This window comes from Vibrio sp. 661 (assembly GCF_033339315.1).
GTDB lineage: Bacteria > Pseudomonadota > Gammaproteobacteria > Enterobacterales > Vibrionaceae > Vibrio > Vibrio alginolyticus.
The window spans coordinates 76284-93555 of record NZ_JAWOUJ010000014.1 but is presented as its reverse complement, the minus strand read 5'-3'; the positions used below and the strand labels follow the sequence as shown (position 1 = coordinate 93555).

Genomic DNA, 17272 nt, shown 5'->3' with positions numbered 1-17272 from the left:
AGTCACATGGATGATCACAATTTCATCTCTCAATCAGTAAATCTTACTTTCAAACATAATCCGGACAATTCCGTAATTCTTCCGCTGCTATCATGTTGCATTAACTGAATGAATTCACAACGAGTAAACGGATTGGCTTAGCGTTGAAACATTTTGTCGTTGCTTTTCAATTGCACCGTATGCATTTGTTTGCCATCCTTTTGCTATTCTCTTTTACGGAAAAGACACGTGTTAAAAAAACTCCTTCCTATTATCTCTTTGAGCCTACTCTTTGGCTGTGCTCAAAAAAATGATCGTGCTCAGCAATATCTTGATGGTGAGTTTCCTCAGATCCTCAATAAAGTGGACGTAGTTGAGTCTAACAAACCACGCGATTTTACTGAATTTAACAAGCAAGCAGAGCAAGTGGTGATAAAGTCACCATCCATGGCGAAGATTTACCAACCGTTATATCAACGATTAAGTGAGTGGGCGCAACAAAGCGGAGACACCAGCGCGTTGAGTGCGTTTGGCATTCAAGCCGCGCAATTGGGTGGTGGTGATAAAAAAGGTAATGTGCTGTTTACCGGATACTTTTCTCCCGTGATGGAGCTGCGTCATACACCAAACGACATTTTTAAGTACCCAGTTTATGGCAAGCCAAACTGCTCATCAGATTGTCCGACTCGCGCGGAGATCTACAACGGGGCATTAGATGGCCAAGGTTTAGTGCTAGGTTATGCACCTAACCGTATTGACCCGTTTATGATGGAAGTGCAGGGCAGTGGCTATGTGCATTTTGAAGATGATGATACGTTGGAGTACTTCGCGTACGCAGGGAAAAATAATAAAGCTTACGTTAGTATTGGCCGCATTTTGATTGAACGTGGTGAAGTGCCGCGTGAAAAAATGTCTCTCAAAGCGATTAAAGAATGGGTAATGGACAACGACGACGCAACAGTACGCGAGTTGTTGGAGCAAAACCCTTCTTACGTCTTCTTTGCGCCAAAAGTGGAAGCGCCAGTAACGGGATCGGCTGGTATTCCTTTGTTGCCAATGGCCGCGGTCGCGGGTGACCGTTCTATCTTACCAATGGGGACTCCAATCTTGGCGGAAGTGCCACTGCTGAATGCCGATGGTACGTGGAGTGGTGCGCATCAACTGCGAATGCTGATCGTTTTAGACACTGGTGGTGCTGTAAAACAGAACCATTTGGATCTGTATCATGGCATTGGTGCGAGAGCAGGAACGGAAGCAGGGCACTACAAGCATTTTGGTCGAGTTTGGAAACTTGGGCTGGAAAACTCACCAACTCAAGCGCCTTGGGCTTTGCCGCCAGAAAAGCTACAATAGCCATCCAAGAAAGAGGAACCGCCTCTTATCTAGACATTTCATCAAAGAGTGCGTATAAATCGCACTCTTTGTTTTTCTATCGATCATCTGGACTTCAATATGCGTGAACTCGATACCCCAGCATCTGACAGCTACAATCAACGCTTTGGCGGCACTCGTCGTCTTTATGGCAACAGTGAAGTGGACATTCTTCGCGCTGCACACGTTTGTGTTATTGGTATTGGTGGCGTGGGTTCATGGGCGGTCGAAGCGCTGGCCCGTACTGGGATCGGTGAGTTGACTCTGATTGATATGGATGATGTTTGTGTCACGAATATTAACCGCCAAATTCATGCGATGACGGGCACCGTTGGCCAAAGCAAAATTGAAGTGATGGCCGAGCGTGTCAAATTGATCAACCCAGAGTGTAAAGTCAATCTGATTGATGATTTCATCACGCCAGACAATCAACATGAGTACTTAAGCAAAGAGTTTGATTACGTGCTAGATGCGATTGACAGCGTAAAAGCGAAGGCGTCTTTGTTGGCGTATTGCCGCAGCAACAAGATCAAAGTGATCACCACGGGGGGCGCTGGTGGTCAGGTTGACCCAACGCAGATCATGGTCGCTGACTTAACGAAAACGATCCAAGATCCTCTAGCGAAGAAAATCAAAGACACCTTGCGTCGTCATCATAACTTCCCTAAGAATCCGGCTCGTAAGTTTGGTATTGATTGCGTGTTTTCAACCGAGCAGCTGAAGTATCCTCAAGCAGACGGTTCAGTGTGTGGTGTGAAGTCGACAGCGGAAGGCCCAAAACGTATGGATTGTGCTAGCGGTTTTGGTGCGGCGACTGTTGTAACTGCAACGTTTGGCTTTGTCGCGGTATCGCGAATCGTTGAGAAGTTGATTTCAAAATATAAGAAGTAAACTAGAAGAAGAGCGCATCATGACAGATTTTCCCGTTTCTCCATTTGGTACAGATATCACCAGCGAAGACATTGTAGCGACTATGCAGCAATTTCAAGGCTGGGAAGATCGCTACCGTCAGGTTATTCAGTGGGGTAAAAAGCTGCCACAAATGCCAGAAGAGCTGAAATCAGAACAAGTTACCGTTTCGGGTTGTGAAAGCTTGGTGTGGTTAGTGAGCAAAGAGCAAGATGGCGTTTGGCATTTTTGTGCGGACTCCGATGCGCGTATCGTCCGTGGATTGATTGCCTTGGTAATGGCAGCTTATGACGGTAAAACGGCCGATCAAATTCAAGCATTTGATATTGATGCTTATTTTGATCAGCTGGGGCTTGTCTCCCATTTAAGCCCGTCACGTGGTAATGGCTTGAAAGCTATTGTAGAGCAGATTAAGCAAATCGCCGTGTAACGAGTCATTTTCCCAACTCTTAAAAAACGCCGAATAGCCTAACTGTTTGGCGTTTTTTGTATCTGAGTTGAGATATTTTTTGCATATGGATAAAAAGTATGCAAATGGTCGACTATTTTAGCGTTAATTAACCATTCTATTGATCCTGGTTCATTATATTGCCCACTTGGTTTTTATAAACTCAATTGTATTTAAAATTTGTCTATATTAGATAATAGACATATGCCCCATTCGCTCCTATTCCCCAATGTGGAAACACACTTGGAAGCGATTGGGTTACTTAGATACAAATGCTAGGAACCTCCCTATATGCAATTCACCTTGGAACATGCGCAAGACGTGTTATCCGGAATGCCAGACCCCACTTTTATTCTGAGTGAAGATGGTATCTATATTGATGTTTTTGGAGGAACAGATAAAAAAGCCTATCACGATGGAAGTAATTTGATAGGTGAGACGCTGCACAGCGTACTCGAGAAAGATAAAGCTGACTGGTTTATCGAACAGATAAATCGGTCACTGAAACAAGACAGTATTGTGACGATCGAGTACAAGATGTGCGCCGACAGCATTCAGGGAATAGATGCTAACAGTGGGCCAAGAGGCGACCTATACTACGAAGGCAAGATCTGCCCACTCGCTATAAAATACCGGGGTCGTCGCGTTGTCCTTATTCTTACACGCAACATCTCCAATCGCCACCGAGTTGAAACCCTTCTTCGCCATCAAAGCCAAATAGATGCTCTCACCAATATCTACAACCGACGTGTTTTTTTCGAAAAGCTCACAGAAGAGGTCATTAAAGCTCAAGAGCCGAACTATCACTCCGCGTTGTTATTGTTTGATTTGGACTTTTTTAAAGTCATTAATGATAAACGTGGTCATGATGCGGGAGATTATGTCTTAGAGACGTTAGCTGATTTGGTTTCTCACTTACTCGTCAAAGATGAAATTTTCGCAAGAGTCGGAGGGGAGGAGTTTGCGATTATTTTGCCAGAAACTTCTCTGTCGGCGGCGAAAGAGGTAGGAGAGGAAGTACGTTCCCACATTCAAAATTGTCAGTTCGAATTTGAAAAGATTGAAATTCCGGTCACGGTGAGTGTAGGCGTGGTGGAAATAGGCAGAAATGAAACCACCAAACGTTTGTATGCGCATGCAGATAAAGCGCTTTATGCTGCGAAAAGAAATGGCAGAAATTGCGTGGCGACTCTGGATAGGCAGATGGAGTAACCTTGTTGGTTACTCCAAATCAAACCGTTGGCGTTATAGCATGTCGACGGCTTTTTCTACGGCGGCGATGAGTCTTTCCACATCGTTCGTCGTGTTATAAATACCAAAAGAGACGCGTACCGTGCCTTTCACATTTAGCGCATCCATCAATGGGTGAGCGCAGTGGTGTCCTGCTCGTACCGCAATGCCTTGTTGATCGAGCAGCGTCGCAATATCTTGGTGATGAACGCCGTCCATGACGAACGTCAGTACAGAGGCATTCGGTTGATAGCCTAGAATATGAATGTCATCCAAAGCGCTTAGTGCTTGGTAGGCCTTATCCTGAAGCGCATGGAGATGAGTCTCTACTTCGTGATGGTCAAAACCTTGGTACCACTCAATGGCTTTCGCTAGAGCAATCGCGCCCGCAACGTTTGGTGTGCCCGCTTCAAATTTTCCAGGAAGTGCAGAAAACGTCGTTTTTTCGAAAGAAACGCGTTCAACCATTTTACCGCCGCCGTGCCATGGTGGCATGGCTTCCAAAAGTTCAAGCTTGCCGTATAAAACCCCAATGCCTGCTGGTGCATAAAGTTTGTGACCTGAGAAAACGTAGAAATCGATATCTGATGTCGATAAATCAAGTTGCTCATGTACGATGCCTTGCGCGCCATCAACTACAACAACCGCGCCAACGTTGTGCGCCAGTTCAGTGATTTTTTCGATAGGTTGGCGTGTGCCTGTTACGTTGGTTATTTGTGCGCAAGCAACAAGTTTACAGCGGTCAGACAGAAGCGCCTCAAATGCACTGATGTCGAACTGGCAATCTGATGTCATCGGAACTTTAATGACTTTAGCACCCGTTTGCTCTGCCACGATTTGCCAGGGCACGATGTTGGCGTGGTGCTCCATCTCGCTAATCAAGATCTCATCACCTGGTTGTAACGTGCTACGGGCGTAGGTTTGAGCAATTAAGTTCAGTGCTTCGGTTGCGCCCCGTGTCCAAATGATCTCTTTAGAGCTGTTTGCACCAATAAAGCTTGCCACTCGTTCTCGTGCCGCTTCAAATTGGCTGGTGGCATTAGCCGTTAAACTATGGCTGCCACGGTGAACATTGGCATTTTGCGCACTGTAGTAATGACTGATGACATTAATCACACATTGCGGTTTTTGCGTTGTCGCTGCGCTATCTAGATACACTAAGGGCGTATCGTTGACGGATTGGTTTAGAGCAGGAAATTGCTCGCGTACAGCATTTACGTCAAACATTATTCTTCACCAAGCTTGTGGTAGTGCAGAGTAGGCAGAGGGATCATTGGTTCAGCAACTGACCATGCGTGTTTTTTACCTGAGAGTTGAATGATTACTTCCATCGCGAACTCTAAAGCTGTACCCGGACCTTGACTGGTGATCAGGTTGTGGTTGATATCAAAGGTCACGCGTTTGCTGCGCCACTTCTCTTCCGGGATATGTGACTGAAAGCTCGGGTGACAGGTCATCAGTGATTGTGGGAAAAGATCATGGTGTTGCAATACCAACGCCGGTGCTGCGCAGATAGCAGCGACCAATTTTCCCTCGTAGATGTGCTGCTTAAGGATTTCTATCATCACCGTGCTATCACGAAAAATTTCTGCACCACCAACACCACCAGAAAGCGCTATGGCGTCAAACTCATCATCAGCGATATCGACTAGCTTACAATCGGCAGTTAGTGTGACTCCGCGAGAAGCTTTCATCGTCAATGAGCCATCAAAAGCAGCACTCGCTACTGTAACGTCATAACCCGCGCGAACCATCATGTCGATAACGGTGACGGCTTCCATTTCTTCGGTGCCCGGAGCGATTGGCACTAAGATTTTCTTACTCATTGTTCTGTCCAGCTTTGTTCTATTTGTTTGATGCGTTGGTAAAGTTTTAAATTCTCAGGCGTATTGATGCGATGTTTCTCGGCAGCCTTTAACAAGTGTCCGGTTATAAAATCAATTTCCGTTCGACGCTGATGGAATACGTCTTGTCTCATTGAAGAATAGTTCTCAGCTGTGGCGTTCACCACTTGCATTACCGTATCGAAAAGAGAGCGAAACTCGATAGCAATACCTTCTTTACTCATTACTTCAACCAGTTCTTGAGTGATGCTTTCGAGTTGTATCTTAAACTCGGGCTGCGCAAGCTCACCATTCTTACACTGGTGAATCGCAGTCAGTGGGTTAATCGCGCAGTTGATCGCTAACTTAGTCCATAACGCAGATTGGATGTGTGGATTCCAAATGGCCTCTGGAAGGGCATGATGCATAACATCTTGCAGAAAAGCGCACTGCATTCCTTTGTCATTATAACCACCCACTTGCGTTGTTCCGTGACCGGTATGCAGTACGTGTTGGTTATCTGGTTTGTATGCGCCGTGCGTCGTTGTGGCGAGCACGATAGGATTGTTTGGCAGAGCCTTCTCCACGCCAGAGGCGGTACCCATACCATTGTGCATCAGCATGATAATCGTGTCTGCGTTGATATGAGGCAGTAAAGGCTGAATGGCGTCTTCCATTTGCCAAGCTTTTACCGTGATCAAAATGAGATCTGCTTTATTTACGGAGGAAATATCTTGATTACTGAATACGATTGCGGGTGTGTCATCCAACTGAAGTGATTGTTGGCTTTCAGAACTTCTTCCCCACAATGAAACATTGTGCCCGGCAAGCTTAAATTTTGTTGCCCAGAGTGAGCCCACCGCACCTGGACCGAGGATAAGGATATTCACCAAACGCTCTCATTAAAAAGGTTTGCTGCAAGGATAATGAGGGAAAAAAGGAAAGCAAATAAAAATGGCGCCGAAAGGCGCCATTTTTGAGCAAACTTAGTGGTTCAATTAGAACTTGTAAGTTACAGCAAGGTAGTGGCCAAAGCCAGTTGACTTGAACCCATCAGTATCTTTGATACCGTACACGTCTTTGTAACCTTTTAGACCGTAACCCACTGCGAAGCGGTCTGAGTGCCAGTAGATACCGTTGAACATTGCACCACCGTTTGACGCGGTTGAACCAAACTTGTTACCAGCATCATCATCCATACCGAATTGGTAATCGATGTAGCCTTGGTAAGAAATGAATGAACCGTTCTCGAAGAAGTAGAATGGTTTGAACCAGTTAGTCGAGATTTGGAAACCGTTCCAATCCTTTTTGTTGCCGTCGTAAGTGCCGTATAGGTTAACACCAACTTTACCAAACCAAGGAACCATTACGTCAGAACCTAGACCGATTTTTTGAGAGTTAACACCAGAGTTACCACCCCACTCGATTAGAGTTGCAACGTATAGCTCTTGAACTGGACCGAAAGATAGGTCTTTACCAGTTACCGCATCTAGAGACATACGTGGAGCGAATTTCATAAAGATCTTCTCTGCGCCAGCTTTGTCGCTACCTGGATCAGAAGTTAGGTTGAATACATCAACGTAGCCGTAAAGGTCGAAGATACCAGAGCGGCCGCCGAATTCCATTTCTAGGTAGTCGTGTGAAGACTCACCTGGAAGCTCGTCAAATGCACCCATTAGGTTAAATTGCATCCACTTGTAATCGTTTTTGTGAATATCGCCGTCAGAGTAATCTGCCGCCATAACTGGAGCTGAAGTAGCCGCTAGAAGGCTAAGAGCTAAAAGTGATTTACGCATAAGGGGACTCTCTATGTTTGTAATGATTCAGAACACGCAATCTGTGCTGCGCTTTCCAATTGGCGGGAATAATAGCGATAAAAATCCCAAATGAAAGTGATAAAGGGTGCAAAATGAAACGTTTTTGGTGAGTTGCATCACGAAATTATCTTTATTTACGGAACTTTTTGTTTGTTGCATTTTATTGCAATAAATATGTGATTTGGATCGTTTGCGTGAGCGATTTTATGACTTTTTAAGCCAGTCGATTAACCAACATAAATCGTTAGTGATCGGAGTGATAAGGGATTCGTATGTATCCGTGAATCAAAGAGGACGTTTGAATGAAAGAAGTCATGTTATTCCCACTCACTTCAGTTGTACTCCCTGAAGGTAAAATGAATCTGCGCATTTTTGAGCCACGATATAAGCGAATGGTAAAGGAATGCAGCCTACAAAATGTGGGTTTTGGAGTTTGCCTAGTAGGAAGTGAAGGTGACCCTAAAGACGTGGGTAACGTTTCATCTATCGGAACTTTGGTCAGGATCGTTGATTTTGAAACACTCAGTGATGGTCTTCTTGGTATTACAGTCGCTGGTGAGAAACGCTTTGTTGTCAAACGAGTTCGTGCAGATGCGGACGGCTTACGCCATGCAGAGGTCGAATGGTTAGACAATTGGCAACATCCAGACAACTCACCAGATTTCTTCTATTTAAGCCAGCAGTTATCCCATGTTTATGAAGAGTTTCCTCAACTTGGAAACCTCTACCAGCATCGTTTTTACGATGACTCAGCTTGGGTGACCCAGCGCTGGCTTGAATTACTTCCTTTAGACTGCAATCTGTTCGAACAGCTCGTTGGCGCAGAGAACTGCATTCCTGCGTTGCAATTTCTGACAGAAGCCATAGAAGCCCCGACTAACAAAGAGGCAAGGATATGAAAGGATTTGGCAGAGCTGCGCTAACTATGGTGGCGGCATTAGGACTGGCGGCGTGTGGCTCCGACAGTGACACTATCGAGTATTCCAATTTACAAGCAGTGCACGCGTCTTCTGATGCGCCGCTTGCAAATGTGTGGATCAACGATAAACCATCATTAACGAATGTTGATTATGGTGTGGGATCTGGCTACGTTAAATTGCGAGAGGGGATGAATTCGATTCAGGTCGATGTTCAGCTCCCAGGTAATGAAACCGCGACCGTAATACCTAAAACAGAACTAGATCTTGATTCCGACCTCAATTATAACGTGTTCGTTGTTGGCGATGCCGATGGTTCGCCAAACCCAGTTGAGCCTTTAGTTGTGACTCGCAGCGCCGATTCAATGGCTGATGCCAATAGTCTAGATGTTCAAGTTGTTCATGCAGCTTCAGGCGTTCCTGCTGTTGATCTTTATGTCACTGAGCCAGGTGTTGCTCTTGCTAGCGCGACTCCAATAACTAACCTTGCTTACAAAGCTTCTACCGACGTATTGAACATCCCAGCTGGTGAGTATCAAGTTCGACTTGCCGTAGGAGACAGCGTTGCTTTTGACTCCGGTACAGTACCTCTTGCGGCTAATTCCAACTTGACGATTGCCGCTATCGGCACAGGAGACTCGAATAGCACGTCACCTGTCAAACTCTTGGTGTTGGACGGTTCGGGCTCTTCTATAATTGAAGATATGGGCAGCCAAGCTGAAGTAAGAGTCGGACACCTTGTCGATGGAGCGCCAGTCGTCGATGTTAACGTTAACGGGGCGGCCTTCGCTCCTCTTGCCGACTTAGCGTTCAAAGAGATTCGTGGTTATTTGGATCTTGCTGCTGGCGCTTACGATATTGACGTTTACGTGGATGGCACAACAACCAATCCTATTATCGATGTTGACGGATTAATGGTTGCGGGCGGAAAGGATTACAGTGTTTACGCAGTCGGTGTTGTTAGCCCAGCGATTGATATCGAACCTCTGGTTGTTGAAGACATGAGACGTGCAGTGGCAACTAGCGCGACGCTGAATGTGACACACGCGGCGGCTAATCCTATAGCGGAAATGGTGGATATTTACCTCACTACGAGTGCAGGAATAGATGGAAGTGATCCAACCATCGCTAATTTTGCGTATAAAAATAGCGTACAAGGATTATATGTCGCTGAAGGTACATATTATGTAACGGTAACAGTGGCTGGTAACCCAAGTATTGTTGCGGTTGACTCAGCACCAGTCAATGTAATGAACGGTGTTGTGTACCAAGTCGTTGCCATTGATGATGGGAACAACGGTGGTTTCAACTTGTTGGTCGATGACGTGACCGATTAGGACGAATGGGAGGAGGAAACTCCTCCCACAAATTAAGGCCGATTATGATGAGTGATAGCCCGAAAAAACTGGGGCGCAGTGATTGGAACGATTACATGGATAAAGTGAAGGATCGAGACAAAGATGCGTTCGCTTTTGTATTCCGTTTTTACGCACCCAAGCTGAAGCAATTCGCTTACAAACATGTTGGTAATGAGCAAGTTGCTATGGAGATGGTGCAAGAGACCATGGCGACAGTTTGGCAGAAAGCGCACCTCTATGATGGTGAAAAGAGCGCGTTATCGACTTGGATATATACCATAATCCGAAACCTTTGTTTTGATCTGCTGAGAAAACAGAAAGGTAAGGAATTACACATTCATTCTGATGACATTTGGCCGTCAGAGTATTATCCACCTGATCTTGTTGATCACTATTCACCAGAACAAGATATGTTGAAAGAACAGGTGGTTAAGTTTTTAGATATATTACCGAAAAACCAGAGAGATGTTTTACAAGCGGTATATCTTGAAGAGTTACCTCATCAACAGGTCGCGGAATTATTTGATATACCCCTCGGTACCGTAAAATCCAGGCTGAGGCTTGCAGTAGAAAAGCTAAGGCATTCAATGCATACGGAGCAACTATGAACAAACACCCAGATAACAGCTTGTTAGAAGCATACGCTTCGGGAAGCATTGATGCAGTTTCTGGTCTTGTGGTCGCAACCCATTTAGAAACATGCACCAAGTGCCGAGCTTATGTGAACCAAGTCGAAGCAAGTCAAGCGAACATCGTAAGTGACATACCTTCTGAGTATGTTTCTGAATTTGACGACATGTTTAATGACATCATCAATGCGGAGCCAGCGACTGATAATATCGTGATCCGCGACTCTGCTGCTGTTAATGTGGCAGGAAAAAGTTTCGCTCTTCCTAAAACTCTAGCGCGTTTCTCTGACCTCGTAGGGTCATGGAGAAGTTACGGAGGCAAGGTTTTCAGTGCTCAGATTGACCTAGGGGAAGACGCTCGTGTCAGCTTAATGTACATCGGGGAAGATGTGCAAATTCCTCAACATACGCACAAAGGCCTGGAGTCTACATTGATCCTACATGGTGGATTTAGTGACGAGGATGGCCAATATGAAGAAGGCGATTTGATGATTAGAGACGCATCAGTGAAGCACAGCCCTTACACTAAGGCCGGAGAAGACTGCTTGTGTTTAACCGTATTGACTGAGCCGATGATCTTTACTCAAGGCGTGGCACGTATATTTAATATGTTTGGTAAAGGGTTATACCCATAGACCTCTTATCTTATATCTCGCAAAACAAAAACCACCGAATTCGGTGGTTTTTTATATGTTTCGTTAATGTTTGTGACGTGCTTTTTCCAATAGAGCATCAAAGTAATGTCGTAGCGAGTACAACATAATCAAGCTTGGCACGACCATGACAGCGGTAAGCACGAAGAATGTGCTCCAATCATTAAGATAATCCACTAGCTCGCCACTGAAAGAAGCAAGAGTCGTCCGTCCGAAGTTTCCTAGAGAAGCAAGCAACGCATACTGAGTTGCCGAAAATGCTTGTCCGGTTAGAATCGTCAAAAATGAAACAAAAGCGACAGTTGAGAAAGCAGTCGTAAAGTTATCGACAATAATCGTGGCTAAGTACAAGTGCTCGTTTGGGCCTACCGAAGCAATCCAAGCAAACATCAAGTTACTGGCAGACATAGCAATACCACCGATCATTAATCCACGTACAATACCAAACCTAACGTTGAACATGCTTCCGACAAAAGTAAAGAAGATGGTGGCTCCCCAACCAATCAGTTTGGAGTAATAGCCAATTTGTTCATTGCTAAAACCAATATCTTTGTAGAACGCGATCGACATCCTGCCCAAAAACGCTTCGCCAATTTTAAATAGGAAAACGAACAGCAACAGAGTAATCGCGACACGGACACCATTGCGATTAAAGAAATCAAGGAAAGGTTCCACAACAGTCACGGTAAACCAAGCTACGACTTTCGAACCAACCACTTCTTTGTGGCGTTGTTCAGCGGCAGACTGAAGTTGTTCGCGTTGAGTCTTAGGTTCACCGACTAAAATCGTAAAGACCATTAGAATGCCGACTATCACCGCCATCCCGTAATACACACCATTCCAACCGACACTGTCAGCATTAACAAACGCTAAATAACCCGGTAGTGAATAACCTGTCCACCAGCCAATGACCGCCATTGCAGAAGCTTGAGGCAGTTTAGACTCTTCTGACTTTGGGAAAGTATCAATACGAAAAGCATCAATTGCGATGTCTTGTGTCGCTGAAGCCGTTGCAATACACAAGGCGAGTAGTGACGCAAACACCAAGTTTTCCGCTGGATTAACACCGGCAATAAATAGGGTAGCGACGAGTACGATACTTTGACAAAAGAAAATCCAGCTACGTCTTTGCCCCAGCAGTCTAAAGAGGACTGGCAGCTTCACGCGGTCAACCAGAGGTGCCCACAGAAAGTTGATCGCATAGACCGCAAAAACGCTACCAAAATAGCCAATTGCGGAGAGGGTCAAGCCGGCATCTTTTAGCCAACCTGACATGTTTGAACCGATAAGAACCCACGGAAAGCCGCTAGAGCAGCCCAGCATGAAAACCCACATGAGTCGTTTATCGAGGTAACTTTTTACCGTTTCCAACCAAGTGATGGAAGGTAATGAAGACATAAATCAATCCAATAAAATGAAGCCGTTGAAAGAGAAAGCCCTTCGATTATTCAAAGGGCTTATCGTTTTGGCTATTTAAGTAGTGTAGCTTTGGTGATGACGATTTGCGTCTCTGGTACATCACGCATTCGGCCTACCGTCGTGGTCGGCTGCTGAGCCATTTTCTGGATAACGTCGAACCCCTCAGTAACCTCACCAAATACAGCATAACCTGGTGGTCGAGCGCCATAGTTGAGAAAGTCATTGTCGACTAAGTTGACGAAAAACTGACGAGTTGCAGAGTTTGGTGCATTGGTTCGTGCCATGGCGATGGTAGCACGGTCATTGTTTAGACCATTATTTCCTTCGTTTTTGATTGGCGCGTATGTTTTCACCATCTGCATATCTTGGTTAAAGCCGCCACCTTGTGCCATGAAGCCTGGGATAATACGATGAAAAATAGTACCCTCGTAGCTCCCATCTTCTACATATTTTAGAAAATTAGCGACAGTGATAGGTGCTTTCTCTTCGTTTAACTCAACCGTAAATGAACCAAGTGTCGTTTCAAACGCTACTTTTGGTCCAGCCCAAACGCTGCAGCTGAGTAGTGCTAAGGACAGAATCGCTTTGCGTAACATTAGAAACGCTCCTGCATGTATTGACGAAGCTCAGGGTCATTGGCAATCTCTTTAAGCGTCAATGTCACCACATCATTCAATGTCTCTTCAATATCGGCATCAGAAGCACTCAATGTGCCAGATCGCTTTGCTGTACCTGTATAAGTTTTGACTAGCTTGCCCTCAGGTGTCTCTGCTGTGATTTCCAGCACAACTTTAGCATCCATCTCATTTTCCATCACCGAATGCTTCACGTTGACCAACGCTTCTTGAACGCTCAATTCAATCGCGTTGTTGCTGTTTAGATCCGCATGGAAACCTTGAGATGAGAATTGCTTCTCTAATGCTTCTTCTAACGCAATACGTAAATTCTGTTTAGCATGAAGAGGAAGAATGTTCGAACGGCCGTTATCCACCAACGCCACGTACTGCGCTGCACGTACATCTTTGCTGGTCAAACTGTAAGTCTTGCCTTGAACAATTGGATTGGTGCTCAATGTGCTTTCTGGCATCAGGTTCAGCTGAGGTTGTTGAGGGGCTGAACACGCAGCAAGCAACGCAACCGAAGCCGCAAGTACCAATTTTCTCATTTTATTATTCCTTTTAACTATTTTGCTAAAGCTTATTTTGCGCTTAATTTAGCAGGATTTTTTGTAGCCTGTAAAATCACAAACTTATTGTTGGAAGCGATAAGTTTCACATTTTTATCGCCAAACAGACGTTTGAGTTTTGCGTCGTACCCGAGGTGACGATTTCCGATAACCAGTAAACGGCCATTTTCACTTAATACTTGTTTAGCATCGCAGAACATTTGCCAAGCAATATGATCGGTGATTGCCTGTTGTTGATGAAACGGTGGATTACACATAACCATAGAGCTGCTGCTGTGTTTAAAACCGTCCAAGCAATTGTTCGCTATGCACTGTATGTCTCTATTTTCACCAAGGTTGTCGCGTAGGTTCTGTTTTGCCGACTCAAGCGCCATAAAGCTTTCATCAACACATGTTAGCCGAGCATTTGGATTCAACTGACCAAATTTAACAGACAGAACACCATTGCCGCAGCCGAGGTCGATGACATTGTCTATTGAAGGGTCTTGAGGCAGGTGCTGCAGCATAAAGCGTGCACCTAAATCTAAACTTTCTCCTGAATAGACATTTGGCATGTTCTTGAGTTCGATATCTTCGCCATCAACGCGCCAAGTCGTGAAAGGCATTACTTCAATCGTAGGCTCAACTGTTGCTTGAGAAAACACCAATCTGTGCTTTTTCCAGGCCAAAGATGTTTTTGTTTCGCCTAAGTATTTTTCAAACAGTTTTAGCGTCGAAGTATGAATGTCTTTCGCTTTATTGACTGCAATGACGGGGCAGGAAGCCGGTAGCGCCTTTCTTAATTGGCTTAGTATCCACACTAGATGGCGGTTACTTTTGGGCAGTTGCAGCAAGACGAGATCAATATTGGCAGGAACGAGGTCCATCGTGGTGGCAAACGCTACTTTATTGCACTGGTTTTGCTCGAGATTTTGCTGTGCACCTTTATGTGAGATGAATGAATCACTCATTAGCGTTACATGGTGCTTTTCCGAAAACCAGCAGGAGAGGGCACCAAAGCTGTCATTAATCACGAGGATGTTTTGATTGTCTGGCAAAGCAAGCTCTTCAACATGATTAATAAGATACTCATCACCGGCATCCCACGCTTGTAGCGTTTCGTTACTACGTTTTGGGAAACGATGAAGTGTTAAGCTTCGCTCGTGAAGGTTCAGTTCGGTTTTCATAGCTAAATGTAAGTTGATTTAGAAATTAAGTGTTATTGTCGCAAATGATGACGTGTCGAGATACAAAAAGCTGTCAAATTTTACGAGTTCAGTGATGGCTGCTCTTTAGACATGTTCGTGGAGTCAAGCGCCTTGAGACAATATGTCTACAAAGTGCGTCAATAATGAGAGTGACGTTTGAGTGATGCATGTCTGCTTTACTTAGGTATATACTTATGGAATTCGCATCAATGAGGAACGAATATGATCCAAGAAATCATAGAGAAGAAACTACACAGTGAGCTGCAACCCAGCTATCTCAAAGTCATTAATGAGAGCTACATGCATAATGTGCCACCAGGCTCAGAGAGTCATTTCAAAGTGATTGTTGTGAGTGATTCGTTCGCGGGACAGCGTTTGATTGGGCGCCATCGTCAAGTTCATCAAATTTTGGCAGATGAACTGGACAACCACATTCATGCATTAGCTATTCATACATATACTGATGAAGAGTGGAAGCGTGAACAAGATGGCGCCCCTGATAGCCCGATGTGTATGGGTGGTGGTCACTAAAAACGCAAGATATAAAGGTGCAGAGAAAGGTGGCTTAAGGCCATCTTTTTTCGTTTTACATTCTTTAGGGACGTTAACGTGGCACAAATTCTGGTTAAAAAATGTGTTAACAGTGTTTCAACAAATGAATGGAAATTGCAGAATATTTCAGGCGATGAATATCACTTTTCCATAAGATATGTATGGAATATGGCATTTGTGCGATGGGTCAAAGTTATGACTATTCTTTGACCTTTTAGACCTGATTCTACCGAAATAACCCCTCTATTCTAATGATTGATCATGGCATCAAGTTCCTAAAAAATGCTAGACTACGGCACCTGATAAATCTCGCGTATTCCTTGTGACGAGATTTTTAATAGGATGTTGCGATTTTGATGTTTAAAACAACATCAAAACCGGACACTGATGTCGTGTCTAAAAGTTACGCAATCAAAAGAATCTTTTTCCCGATAAAAGTAGTGCAAGTGCGTATGATTACAATAAAGAAGGGCTTGGATCTTCCTATCGCAGGAACTCCATCCCAGGTGATTAATGATGGTAAGACCATCAAAAAAGTCGCCTTGCTTGGCGAAGAGTACGTTGGCATGCGACCTACCATGCATGTCCGCGTTGGTGATGAAGTGAAAAAAGCGCAAGTTCTTTTTGAAGATAAAAAGAACCCAGGCGTGAAATTTACTGCACCAGCAGCCGGTAAAGTGATCGAAGTTAACCGTGGCGCTAAACGTGTCCTTCAATCTGTAGTGATTGAAGTGGCAGGTGAAGAGCAGGTGACATTTGATAAGTTCGAAGCCGCTCAACTTTCAGGTCTAGATCGTGAAGTGATCAAGACTCAGTTGGTTGACTCTGGCTTATGGACCGCTTTACGTACTCGTCCGTTTAGCAAGGTTCCTGCAATCGAGTCTTCTACTAAGGCTATTTTCGTAACTGCAATGGATACTAATCCACTAGCAGCTAAGCCTGAGTTGATCATTAATGAGCAACAAGAAGCATTCATTGCTGGTCTAGACATTCTTTCAGCCCTGACAGAAGGCAAGGTTTACGTATGTAAATCTGGCACTAGCTTGCCACGCTCTTCACAGTCTAACGTAGAAGAACACGTCTTCGATGGCCCTCACCCAGCAGGTCTTGCTGGCACCCACATGCATTTCCTATACCCAGTAAATGCAGAGAATGTGGCATGGAGCATCAACTACCAAGACGTTATCGCGTTCGGTAAGCTGTTCCTAACTGGTGAGCTATGCACAGATCGTGTTGTGTCTCTAGCTGGCCCAGTTGTGAATAACCCTCGTCTAGTTCGTACCGTAATGGGTGCAAGCTTAGATGACCTAACAGATAACGAGCTGATGCCTGGCGAAGTTCGTGTGATCTCTGGTTCAGTACTAACAGGTACACATGCAACTGGTCCACACGCATACCTTGGCCGTTACCATCAACAGGTTTCTGTATTACGTGAAGGCCGTGAAAAAGAACTATTTGGCTGGGCAATGCCTGGTAAGAATAAGTTCTCGGTAACTCGCTCTTTCCTTGGTCACGTATTCAAAGGTCAGTTGTTCAATATGACAACGACGACTAATGGTAGTGATCGTTCAATGGTTCCAATTGGCAACTACGAACGCGTAATGCCTCTAGATATGGAGCCTACTTTGCTGCTTCGTGATCTATGTGCCGGCGACACAGACAGTGCTCAAGCACTGGGTGCGCTTGAACTGGATGAAGAAGATCTAGCATTGTGTACCTTTGTATGTCCAGGTAAGTACGAGTACGGTACGTTACTTCGTGAATGCCTAGATACTATCGAGAAGGAAGGGTAAT

18 protein-coding genes are annotated in these 17272 nt (G+C 44.9%); 10 read left to right on the top strand and 8 right to left on the bottom strand.

Features of this window, described 5'->3' with window-relative positions; all coding sequences use genetic code 11:
* The first annotated feature begins 228 nt into the window (after positions 1-228).
* From mltA to R7P69_RS19450, 4 genes are all read left to right on the top strand, one after another.
* A complete protein-coding gene (gene mltA / locus R7P69_RS19465; RefSeq protein WP_005380239.1) occupies positions 229-1332 on the top strand; it encodes a murein transglycosylase A in 1104 nt (367 codons plus the stop codon).
* Positions 1333-1431: 99 nt separating this feature from the next.
* The gene (tcdA, locus tag R7P69_RS19460; protein WP_005380241.1) at positions 1432-2241 is read left to right on the top strand and encodes a tRNA cyclic N6-threonylcarbamoyladenosine(37) synthase TcdA; all 810 of its coding nucleotides are present in this window, start codon (positions 1432-1434) and stop codon (positions 2239-2241) included.
* A gap of 19 nt (positions 2242-2260) precedes the next feature.
* Entirely contained in the window at positions 2261-2689 is a 429-nt protein-coding gene (gene csdE, locus R7P69_RS19455) for a cysteine desulfurase sulfur acceptor subunit CsdE (RefSeq protein WP_005380244.1), read from the top strand.
* A gap of 309 nt (positions 2690-2998) precedes the next feature.
* The gene (locus R7P69_RS19450) at positions 2999-3919 is read left to right on the top strand and encodes a GGDEF domain-containing protein (protein ID WP_005380246.1); all 921 of its coding nucleotides are present in this window, start codon (positions 2999-3001) and stop codon (positions 3917-3919) included.
* A 33-nt stretch (positions 3920-3952) separates the two neighbouring features.
* On the opposite strand, the gene csdA is transcribed toward R7P69_RS19450, so the two are convergent.
* The 4 genes from csdA to R7P69_RS19430 all read right to left on the bottom strand — a co-directional run bounded on the left by csdA (position 3953) and on the right by R7P69_RS19430 (position 7556).
* Positions 3953-5164, bottom strand: a complete 1212-nt coding sequence (gene csdA / locus R7P69_RS19445; RefSeq protein ID WP_054574842.1) for a cysteine desulfurase CsdA — start codon at positions 5162-5164, stop codon at positions 3953-3955.
* The gene (locus R7P69_RS19440; RefSeq protein ID WP_006742560.1) at positions 5164-5763 is read right to left on the bottom strand and encodes a DJ-1 family glyoxalase III; all 600 of its coding nucleotides are present in this window, start codon (positions 5761-5763) and stop codon (positions 5164-5166) included. Before R7P69_RS19440 ends, csdA begins: the two co-directional genes overlap by 1 nt.
* Complete coding sequence (gene panE, locus R7P69_RS19435; RefSeq protein ID WP_053349833.1) at positions 5760-6650, bottom strand: 2-dehydropantoate 2-reductase; 891 nt, start codon at positions 6648-6650, stop codon at positions 5760-5762. The genes R7P69_RS19440 and panE overlap by 4 nt, the downstream gene beginning before the upstream one ends.
* Positions 6651-6758: 108 nt before the next feature.
* The gene (locus tag R7P69_RS19430; RefSeq protein WP_005385292.1) at positions 6759-7556 is read right to left on the bottom strand and encodes an outer membrane protein OmpK; all 798 of its coding nucleotides are present in this window, start codon (positions 7554-7556) and stop codon (positions 6759-6761) included.
* 323 nt (positions 7557-7879) lie between these two features.
* On the opposite strand from R7P69_RS19430, the gene R7P69_RS19425 reads away from it, so the two are divergent.
* The 4 genes from R7P69_RS19425 to R7P69_RS19410 are packed head-to-tail and all read left to right on the top strand — an operon-like array spanning position 7880 to position 11116.
* Positions 7880-8476, top strand: coding sequence for an LON peptidase substrate-binding domain-containing protein (locus R7P69_RS19425; RefSeq protein WP_005380253.1), 597 nt, complete (start codon positions 7880-7882; stop codon positions 8474-8476).
* Positions 8473-9831 carry a DUF4397 domain-containing protein gene (locus R7P69_RS19420; RefSeq protein ID WP_053349832.1) on the top strand — a complete coding sequence of 453 codons (1359 nt, stop codon included), beginning with the start codon at positions 8473-8475 and terminating at the stop codon, positions 9829-9831. The genes R7P69_RS19425 and R7P69_RS19420 overlap by 4 nt, the downstream gene beginning before the upstream one ends.
* A gap of 44 nt (positions 9832-9875) precedes the next feature.
* Positions 9876-10460, top strand: coding sequence for an RNA polymerase sigma factor (locus R7P69_RS19415; RefSeq protein ID WP_017636022.1), 585 nt, complete (start codon positions 9876-9878; stop codon positions 10458-10460).
* Positions 10457-11116 carry a ChrR family anti-sigma-E factor gene (locus R7P69_RS19410; protein ID WP_005380256.1) on the top strand — a complete coding sequence of 220 codons (660 nt, stop codon included), beginning with the start codon at positions 10457-10459 and terminating at the stop codon, positions 11114-11116. Before R7P69_RS19415 ends, R7P69_RS19410 begins: the two co-directional genes overlap by 4 nt.
* A gap of 63 nt (positions 11117-11179) precedes the next feature.
* On the opposite strand, the gene R7P69_RS19405 is transcribed toward R7P69_RS19410, so the two are convergent.
* The 4 genes from R7P69_RS19405 to R7P69_RS19390 all read right to left on the bottom strand — a co-directional run bounded on the left by R7P69_RS19405 (position 11180) and on the right by R7P69_RS19390 (position 14905).
* Positions 11180-12532, bottom strand: a complete 1353-nt coding sequence (locus R7P69_RS19405; RefSeq protein ID WP_005380257.1) for an AmpG family muropeptide MFS transporter — start codon at positions 12530-12532, stop codon at positions 11180-11182.
* Between the two features lie 71 nt (positions 12533-12603).
* Positions 12604-13149 carry a peptidylprolyl isomerase gene (locus R7P69_RS19400; protein ID WP_005380258.1) on the bottom strand — a complete coding sequence of 182 codons (546 nt, stop codon included), beginning with the start codon at positions 13147-13149 and terminating at the stop codon, positions 12604-12606.
* Positions 13149-13718 carry a YajG family lipoprotein gene (locus tag R7P69_RS19395; protein ID WP_005380259.1) on the bottom strand — a complete coding sequence of 190 codons (570 nt, stop codon included), beginning with the start codon at positions 13716-13718 and terminating at the stop codon, positions 13149-13151. Before R7P69_RS19395 ends, R7P69_RS19400 begins: the two co-directional genes overlap by 1 nt.
* Before the next feature lie 32 nt (positions 13719-13750).
* Positions 13751-14905: a methyltransferase gene (locus tag R7P69_RS19390; RefSeq protein ID WP_005380260.1), complete on the bottom strand. Its 1155-nt coding sequence runs from the start codon at positions 14903-14905 to the stop codon at positions 13751-13753.
* 243 nt (positions 14906-15148) lie between these two features.
* On the opposite strand from R7P69_RS19390, the gene bolA reads away from it, so the two are divergent.
* The gene (bolA, locus tag R7P69_RS19385) at positions 15149-15457 is read left to right on the top strand and encodes a transcriptional regulator BolA (RefSeq protein ID WP_005380262.1); all 309 of its coding nucleotides are present in this window, start codon (positions 15149-15151) and stop codon (positions 15455-15457) included.
* Between the two features lie 473 nt (positions 15458-15930).
* A complete protein-coding gene (locus tag R7P69_RS19380) occupies positions 15931-17271 on the top strand; it encodes a Na(+)-translocating NADH-quinone reductase subunit A (protein ID WP_005380264.1) in 1341 nt (446 codons plus the stop codon).
* The last annotated feature ends 1 nt before the right edge of the window (position 17272 follow it).

Excerpts from the sequence above, each read along its gene's own strand:
- tcdA (WP_005380241.1), top strand. The coding sequence starts at position 1,432 with ATGCGTGAACTCGATACCCCAGCATCTGACAGCTACAATCAACGCTTT.
- csdE (WP_005380244.1), top strand. The coding sequence starts at position 2,261 with ATGACAGATTTTCCCGTTTCTCCATTTGGTACAGATATCACCAGCGAA.
- R7P69_RS19450 (WP_005380246.1), top strand. The coding sequence starts at position 2,999 with ATGCAATTCACCTTGGAACATGCGCAAGACGTGTTATCCGGAATGCCA.
- csdA (WP_054574842.1), bottom strand. The coding sequence starts at position 5,164 with ATGTTTGACGTAAATGCTGTACGCGAGCAATTTCCTGCTCTAAACCAA.
- R7P69_RS19440 (WP_006742560.1), bottom strand. The coding sequence starts at position 5,763 with ATGAGTAAGAAAATCTTAGTGCCAATCGCTCCGGGCACCGAAGAAATG.
- R7P69_RS19430 (WP_005385292.1), bottom strand. The coding sequence starts at position 7,556 with ATGCGTAAATCACTTTTAGCTCTTAGCCTTCTAGCGGCTACTTCAGCT.
- R7P69_RS19425 (WP_005380253.1), top strand. The coding sequence starts at position 7,880 with ATGAAAGAAGTCATGTTATTCCCACTCACTTCAGTTGTACTCCCTGAA.
- R7P69_RS19420 (WP_053349832.1), top strand. The coding sequence starts at position 8,473 with ATGAAAGGATTTGGCAGAGCTGCGCTAACTATGGTGGCGGCATTAGGA.
- R7P69_RS19415 (WP_017636022.1), top strand. The coding sequence starts at position 9,876 with ATGATGAGTGATAGCCCGAAAAAACTGGGGCGCAGTGATTGGAACGAT.
- R7P69_RS19410 (WP_005380256.1), top strand. The coding sequence starts at position 10,457 with ATGAACAAACACCCAGATAACAGCTTGTTAGAAGCATACGCTTCGGGA.
- R7P69_RS19405 (WP_005380257.1), bottom strand. The coding sequence starts at position 12,532 with ATGTCTTCATTACCTTCCATCACTTGGTTGGAAACGGTAAAAAGTTAC.
- R7P69_RS19400 (WP_005380258.1), bottom strand. The coding sequence starts at position 13,149 with ATGTTACGCAAAGCGATTCTGTCCTTAGCACTACTCAGCTGCAGCGTT.
- R7P69_RS19395 (WP_005380259.1), bottom strand. The coding sequence starts at position 13,718 with ATGAGAAAATTGGTACTTGCGGCTTCGGTTGCGTTGCTTGCTGCGTGT.
- R7P69_RS19390 (WP_005380260.1), bottom strand. The coding sequence starts at position 14,905 with ATGAAAACCGAACTGAACCTTCACGAGCGAAGCTTAACACTTCATCGT.
- bolA (WP_005380262.1), top strand. The coding sequence starts at position 15,149 with ATGATCCAAGAAATCATAGAGAAGAAACTACACAGTGAGCTGCAACCC.
- R7P69_RS19380 (WP_005380264.1), top strand. The coding sequence starts at position 15,931 with ATGATTACAATAAAGAAGGGCTTGGATCTTCCTATCGCAGGAACTCCA.